Source organism: Gammaproteobacteria bacterium, from assembly GCA_013696315.1.
Lineage (GTDB): Bacteria > Pseudomonadota > Gammaproteobacteria > JACCYU01 > JACCYU01 > JACCYU01.
The window spans coordinates 1-3052 of the sequence record JACCYU010000061.1 but is presented as its reverse complement, the minus strand read 5'-3'; the positions used below and the strand labels follow the sequence as shown (position 1 = coordinate 3052).

Here is a 3052-nt window from a genome sequence, read left to right as displayed (position 1 = left end):
GACTTGGGTGGATGTCCGCATGCGGGGTTGCTTTGGGCACTGGAAAACCTCGCTTGGAATCCGTCATATCTCGGTCTGGTTACTATGGTGCTGAGCACCGCTGCTCGGCTTGATCCAGGTGGGCGCTGGTCAAATCGACCGAGCAGCAGCATGCGAGACATCTTTCTGCCTTGGCTTCGTCATACCGCGGCGGATCAAAGCCAAAAACTTGCTGTCCTCGACCAACTAGCCCTCAGTGAGCCGCAAGTAGGCTGGAAATTGATGATAAACCTGCTTCCGCGTTCCCACGATACGAGTAGCGGTACTCACGAGCCTCGCTGGAGAGAATGGGCACAAGACGTTGAACGATCCATAAGCGTGCATGAACGTAGTGAGTATGTTCTTGCGATAGCTGATCGTCTCATGAATTTATTGGGTCACAGCGGTAGCCGTCGGGCGGATCTGCTCGGATGTGTAGCGCATTCCTGTTTCCCTGAAGAGTATCGAAAAGACCTACTAACGAATTTTCAGTCTTTTTCGCAGCGGCAATTGAATGACGATGAGCGGATCAAGTTATGGACCGCTCTGAGAGAAATGCTACACCATCATCGGCAGTTTCCTGATGCGGACTGGTCGCTGCCCTCCCATGAACTTGACCGATTTTATGCAATATATAGCCAGCTGGAGCCAACTGATCCAATCGACCGCTTCGGCTGGCTGTTCGCAGATGGCTGGCCGCACTTGCCGGAGGGGCAGCCGGAAGACCATGACGAATATCAGCAAACGATCGAACGCGCGCGGAATGTTGCCGTTAAAGACATGTATGTCGCGGGTGGAATCAGTGCGGTAACGAGGCTCGCGGACGAAGTGCACCAAAACGACCATCTTGCCGTGTGCAGTGCAAAAATGCTGTCACAGCCAGACGTGGAAGATTGGGTCATTAATGAGGGTCTTGGAAATCACGATGATCGTTTGGCGAATTTCGCCAGGGTATTTGTTGCGACACGTCGAGAATCGAACGGCCAGGCGTGGTTTGAACAACAGTTTGAACGTGCGCAGGCTGAAAGCTGGCCGTCTGCCAAGCTAATGGATATGCTGCTATCGCTTCCGCAAAGCATGAAAACATGGCATCGAATTCGCGAATTAGGAGCGGAAATAGAGGAAATTTATTGGACGAAGGTTCCACTGTGGCGCCTGGAAAATTCGATTGAGCAGCTTGAATATGCTGTGAAGCACTTGCTGCAAGCAGACAGGGCTGGACGGGGACTGGATCTGGTGAGATTTGCAGAAAAACCTTGTTTGCCATTCGATCTTTTAGCGGAAATCCTGGAAAAGTTGCTTGTCAATCAGTCTGAACGCGACAACGAACGAAGACTTTCAGGATATGAGGTTGAGCCTGTCTTTAAAGCGATTGATGTCGCGGTGGGTATAGACGAGCACCGGGTCGTTCAACTGGAGTGGAGCTATCTACCGGTGCTCGAGCGATCAAAGCGCGGGCCCCGACTACTTCACAGAGCGCTTGAAAAGGATCCGAACTTTTTCACTGAGGTCGTACGGTGGATATTTCGACCCCAACATGGTGAGCTCGAAGACGTAAATTTAGACACTCAAACTTTAAAGAACCGCGTCAGTCGCGCCTATCGTCTTCTGGATAGCTGGCGAGTACTACCTGCTGTATCTCAAACAGGCACTGATGAGGCTGATCTTTGGCTCTGGGTCCAACGAGCGCGAGCAGAATTGGCGGCTTCAGATCGTCAGCAGGTTGGTGATAAGAAAATCGGTCAAGTATTGGCGAGGGCACCTATCGACAGTGACGGGGTATGGCCCGCTGTAACCGTCCGCAAAGTTATAGAGCAACTCCGAAATCATGACGTCGAAATAGGCATCTTACGTGGAGTCATGGCTAGTCGTGGCGTCACCACTCGAAACTGGGGTGCAGGCGGCGAACAGGAGCGGGATTTGGAATCACGCTATCGCAAGTGGTCTTCGATGATTTCGACTGCGTGGCCACGAACTTCGCGCTTGTTGAACCAAATTGCAGATAGCTACGCGTCAGACGCGAGGCGCTGGGATCAATCCGCTGACCGCGACGATCTGCGCTACGGCTAATCAGGATATTCGCGTGTCAGATGCCGACACATTGCAATTGGCGCTGGAACGAAGCAGGTGTCTGTATTCTTTACGCTCGCTGTCCGCCGTTCCATGACAATAGATTCATAAACTCCCACCGCGTCTTCGGGCCGTGCGTGCGAAAGTGCAGGTCAGGAGTTGAGGGAAAATCGGGGACAGACCAAGTCCTTCCCCGATTGCCCACATCGCTGGCAAGGCCTCACGGCGTTTGACTATCCTACCACTGGTAAGCCATGTATGGCATTTTTTTGCGTAGCCTCGGCAAAACGCAAGCTCGCCCAACACGCCTGACATCGATGGGCACGGCCGCAAGGCCTTTGCCCATCCTACAACTTAAGTCACTGCGTGGACGGCGGCCCCAAGGGCGATTTCGAGTGGGGTGTTTCCCACTTTCGCAAGCCATAGTCAATGCTGCCGGTCTGTGTCCGCTCGGCCAGCTACGCCGGGCGTGGCTGGCCGGTGGCTGTGACCTTGCGGTAATCCACGACTCGCGCGTGGCTGGAAATCCCAACCACGTTAGAATGGCCCGCTCGCCATCGCGGCTCCGGTCACCAAGGACGAGGCTTGCGGTGTAATTGACTCGAGCGGGCGTGACGCGGGTGCCCGTGCCATCCGGGGGCCAAAGTGCATGTCGACGAATCGTGTCAGCCGGATGACATTGCGTTTTCCGCGCTCATCGAGCCCAACAGCGCCGAGCAGCGCGACCCTGCATACCGGGCGCACAGGCATGCGGGACAAGGTGGTGTGATGCTGCCTGACGTTATCGCCCCAGCTAGAGCTCGACGCACAAGGCAACGTGTTCGGCTTTCCCCGACTCTAGCAGGCTGTTGAAAATCACTCTGAAATGCGATGAACCATCTATCTGAACGGGTTTGCCGATGGGCGAGAACAGCCGCTTCGGTGTGATTGCTGCGGATCGCGTTGATGTTCATCGATTCATGGT

At 54.4% G+C, this 3052-nt stretch carries 1 protein-coding gene; it reads left to right on the top strand.

Annotated elements, in window-relative coordinates:
• Positions 1 to 150 precede the first annotated feature (150 nt).
• Complete coding sequence (locus tag H0V34_03635; GenBank protein ID MBA2490819.1) at positions 151 to 2088, top strand: hypothetical protein; 1938 nt, start codon at positions 151 to 153, stop codon at positions 2086 to 2088.
• Positions 2089 to 3052 lie beyond the last annotated feature (964 nt).